The 4416-nt window shown below is 45.2% G+C and carries 5 protein-coding genes; all 5 read right to left on the minus strand.

All coding sequences use genetic code 11. The annotated features are described in order from the left end of the window. Positions 1–175: 175 nt before the first annotated feature. On the minus strand, positions 176–523 hold the full coding sequence (locus AC1DUA_RS25345) for a hypothetical protein (protein ID WP_477502404.1): 348 nt from the start codon (positions 521–523) through the stop codon (positions 176–178). A gap of 101 nt (positions 524–624) precedes the next feature. Next, a complete protein-coding gene (locus AC1DUA_RS25350; RefSeq protein ID WP_477502405.1) occupies positions 625–1500 on the minus strand; it encodes a GNAT family N-acetyltransferase in 876 nt (291 codons plus the stop codon). Between the two features lie 25 nt (positions 1501–1525). Continuing rightward, positions 1526–2134, minus strand: a complete 609-nt coding sequence (locus AC1DUA_RS25355) for a TetR/AcrR family transcriptional regulator (RefSeq protein WP_477502406.1) — start codon at positions 2132–2134, stop codon at positions 1526–1528. A gap of 19 nt (positions 2135–2153) precedes the next feature. Continuing rightward, positions 2154–3386 carry an aminopeptidase gene (locus tag AC1DUA_RS25360; protein ID WP_477502407.1) on the minus strand — a complete coding sequence of 411 codons (1233 nt, stop codon included), beginning with the start codon at positions 3384–3386 and terminating at the stop codon, positions 2154–2156. A 102-nt stretch (positions 3387–3488) separates the two neighbouring features. Further along, entirely contained in the window at positions 3489–4397 is a 909-nt protein-coding gene (locus tag AC1DUA_RS25365) for an alpha/beta hydrolase fold domain-containing protein (RefSeq protein WP_477502408.1), read from the minus strand. Positions 4398–4416 lie beyond the last annotated feature (19 nt).

Genomic DNA, 4416 nt, shown 5'->3' on the forward strand with positions numbered 1-4416 from the left:
CTCCTGGAGGGGAGACTGCAACCGAGCTTCAGCGGAATTCACGCTAGTTTATTGAAATTTGTTATTGGCAATTGAGGTGGAAGTTGGCTGTATGGTGAATAGTGTGATGGTGGAAGGTACGTAGAGTAGCTAATGCAACAAAAAAAGACAGTCTCAACAGACTGTCTCCACGCTCCTAAAACTGATGGCCACAAACTGAACAAAACTTGGTGTCGGCCACAACAACTTTACCGCAAACGCATTCTTTCTCATTGCGCAACTCAATGATTTTTTGATCCAAAACAACAATTTCCTGCTTGACCGCGTCAATACCAAGACTGAATCTCTCTACAATCTCACCAGTGCGGGCCATATCACCCGACATATAAGCGGCATACACGGACTCTCCAATAAGATTATAAAATTTCTCTATTTCCTTCTCCTTGGAAGAGACTTGCGCTTTAAGCTTCGTCAGCTCAACGGTTTGCTGAGCTTTCTTCGCGGCATCCGTTGCACCTTGTTTGACTTTGTCAAAAAAAGACATGGGGCACCCCTCCATATATTCGTTTTTCGTCTCATATCGATTCATATGCGCCCTATGTCAAACTAATACGTCAGCTTCAAATGTTCCAAGCTAACACACATTCAAATGTTTCGCAGCATATGTACCTGATCGACAAAAGATGTAAAGCCTAAGCTCGCAAGCAGCCCATTTAACTCCTCATTGGAGTGTCTAATATTCATCGTTAATCGTGTACATGTAGAGGCTAGTGGCGCGAATACTTCCCTTAAAGCCGCTTTCAAAATCTCAATTTCATCCTTACGTCCTGGTCTTGCTTCACATTGATAAAGTACGAACGATGTCAAGCTGCCATTCTCCGCATAAACTCGCTTGACTAGCGCATAACCAACCACTTCCTCGGCATCCGTTACAAGTATGCTTTCTCCGCCTTTCATACTAGGCCACTGTGTCTGCCAGGCAGACATCGGCCTATTGAATGGCACAGCCATAACTTCAACAGGATGTCCCCGACGCAAGACATATCGTCCAGGGAATTCTGTTTCCAGCTGTTTAACATTCAGCTCACCCGTATGCTGCAAGCAGACAAGCTGTTCAGTAATCTCGTAGCCAACTTTTTGGTAAAGCTTAATGGCAGCTTCATTTTGCACAAGCGCTTCAAGTAAAGCAATGTCCACACCCTGCTCTTGATATAATTGCAAGTTTCTCAACATTAGATGCTTTCCGAATCCTTTACCCCTATACTCAGGGACAATTCCGGTACCGCCATTCCATGCCACCTTGCTCCCATCAATCGTGCGAAATCCGTTCATGACGAATCCAATCGGCTCCTTATTTTCAAGCATCACGAGCGAATGCTCCAAGGAGAGACCTTCATGAACAGTTCTTGCCATAAATTTGCTCAAATCCAGCGTACTGTTGAGATAATATCCTTCGAATCCTCTATTCCAAAGCGCCACCAAATCTTCCGCTGACATTTCACTCATGTTTTTGAAAATCATAACCTTCCTCCTCCGGTTCAAAGAGTTACCCCACGATATAGCGGAATACCATACTTTCCATATCGTCAATTGTGCGCGTATAGTTGGCTTCCTCACCACTTAACATGTACTGCAGCGCGAGACCATCCCGAATTGACCAGAATAACCGGGAAGCAGCCGCGCTATCCAAATCCGACCGAAATTCGCCTGATTGTTTGCCGGCATCCATGATTTCCTCGATAAACACGAAGGCTTTGTCAGCGTAATCACTCCATCGCTGCGTTAACTGAGGCTGGCGCGCAGCATACAGCATAAATTCCAAATGAAAGGCCATCCATCTGCGAAGCTCGCTCAGCGATTGGCCGCGAAACCGGCTGTACATGTAGCGGATTTGATCCGCTGCGCTTGGCATGCTCTTGAAGAGTTCTGTCGAATTCTCCCGCATGGCATTCATTTTATCGTCAGCCATTTGGATGTACATCTCTTCCTTACTGGCAAAATAGCTGTAAATAGCGCCTTTGCTAATCCCCAAATGCCGAACAATATCATCCATCGTCGTAGCCTGGAAGCCTTTTTCCGTAAAGCAGTGGAGCGCTCCCTCAAGAATGATCGCCTTTTTCTCTTCTTTGTAGGCTTGCGTAACTTTCGGTGACATGCTGCTCCTCCGTTTTCTATTAAATTACCCAATCCCCGCTGCGGAATAACGGTTCTACTTCGCCATTCATCTTAATCCCATCGATGTCCAGATCAGCCGAACCCATCATAAAGTCTACATGCGTCAAACTTTCGTTTAATCCACATTTCAGCAGTTCGTCGCCGCTCATCGTGACGCCACCTTTCAAGCAAAACGGAAATGCCCTGCCGATCGCAAAATGGCAAGATGCATTTTCGTCATACAATGTGTTATAGAAAATTAGATTCATATCGGAGATCGGCGAGCGATGCGGAACAAGCGCAACCTCCCCCAAATAATGAGAGCCTTCATCCATCTCAACGAGGCTTCGCAGCATCTCTTCGCCTTTTTCCGCTTGAAAATGAATAATCTTCCCCTCTTCAAAGGTGAGAGAGAAATTTTCGATAAGAACGCCGTTATAGCTCAGCGGCTTTGTACTTCTAACGGTCCCATTGATACCAGATCGTAACGGAGATGTGAACACTTCTTCTGTTGGCATATTGGCGATAAAGCTATCTCCCTGCTGATTATTGCTGCCAGCCGATACCCATATATGGTCCTGAGGTAATGCGACCGTTATGTCCGTACCTTCCGCACGGTAGTGCAGCGCCTTATACTGCTTCTGATTCAGTAAATCAGATTTGGCAAGCAACGTATTGGCATGATTTCTCCATTCTTCGATCGGATCTTCTTTCGCAACCCGCGTTGCTTGGAAGATGGCGCTCCATAAGGCATCAACCCGCTCCTCTTGCGGAAGTAGTGGGAACACTTTATCCGCCCAAGCTGGTGTTGGCACAGCGACGATAGTCCAGCTCACTTTGTTTGTTAATCTTGCCATCGTTAGCCCTTTGGTTGCCGTGCTTGATGTTTTACTTGCGGTTTGAAGGCGCTTAGGATCAATGCCATTCATCAGATCCGGATTATTTGCAGATACATATAGGAAAGCAGCATTTTGGCTTGCTAGCTCTTCATAACCTTTTGCTTGCCACATGGGGTGTTCAAATAGTGCTTCGAATGGCGCTAATTCATATTTCAACCGTGTAATTTCACTGTCAGACCATTCCACATAGACAAGCTTTGCCCCTATTTCATAAGCACGTTTGACTAATAAGCGTACGAAATCCACTGATACTAGAGGTGCGAAAATGACTAGTGTCTGTCCTGGCTGCACATTAATTCCTAGTTGTATGGCCAAAGACGCATATTTAGTTAAATTGTCTTGGTGTTTAGTCATTGAAATCCTCCTCATCTGTTCTCTCTATTAAAATGACTACTTAGTCGTTTTTATTATCATTCCAAATCGTGACAACTGTCAAGGGCATTTGTAAGAATTTCTTTAAGTCGATTGGATTGTATGGATCATCTGCTCACGTGCCTTCTTACCCTCCGGAATCGGGAATAACGGCCAAACGTGAACCATCGCCGGGTATTCATAATAATTTATCGGAATGCCCTGCATGCCAGCGAGTTTACTAAATTTATTCGCATCAGGATATAAGATATCATGCGTTCCGATATACACGCTGATCCTTCCCAAGTCATGGAAGTTCCCGAAGATTGGACTTACCAAATAATGCTTCACACTTTCCTCACCCGCGTACCACTTGGCAATATCATGCAGCGCCGGCGTTGCTGAGATCATATCTTGTTTCTCAATCATTTTTATCATGGGATGACTGAAAGTCATATCGAGCAAAGGGGAAATCAAGATGATATTCCCAGGTTGCTTAAGCCCCATCTCCCGCAGCAATTGTGCCAAAGCTAAGCTTATCCCGCCGCCAGCAGAATCTCCCATCACGACAAGATCTCCTTCCTCCACTTCCGAGTACACTTGACGATACAGAGGAATGATCATCTCAAAAACATCTTTGTGATTATGCTCAGGCGCAAGTGGATACATCGGTACCGTGACTGTACAATGCAACTCATCAATCAAATACGCAATAAACTCCCAGTGCAGCGAAGTGATTCTGAGCACATTGCCACCGCCGTGCAAGTAGAAGATATGCTTGTTTCCCGCTTCTTGATCCAAAGGTTTCACCACATAATATGCATGACCATTTGCCTCATATTTGTGACAATCATACTTCTTAAGCATATTCTTAGGCGGTTCATAACTTTCTTTGCGCTGCCTATTTTCCACTTCTATTCGCAAGGTGTCCCCTGACTTTTTCCATATCGCATTCACTTGTATGAACCGTAATCCAGCTTTCAGCAGCCGGCTTTTCATGCTTTCCTTTACCATCCTGCCCGCCCCCTTATGT

This window comes from Paenibacillus sp. 01T422 (genome assembly GCF_056398785.1).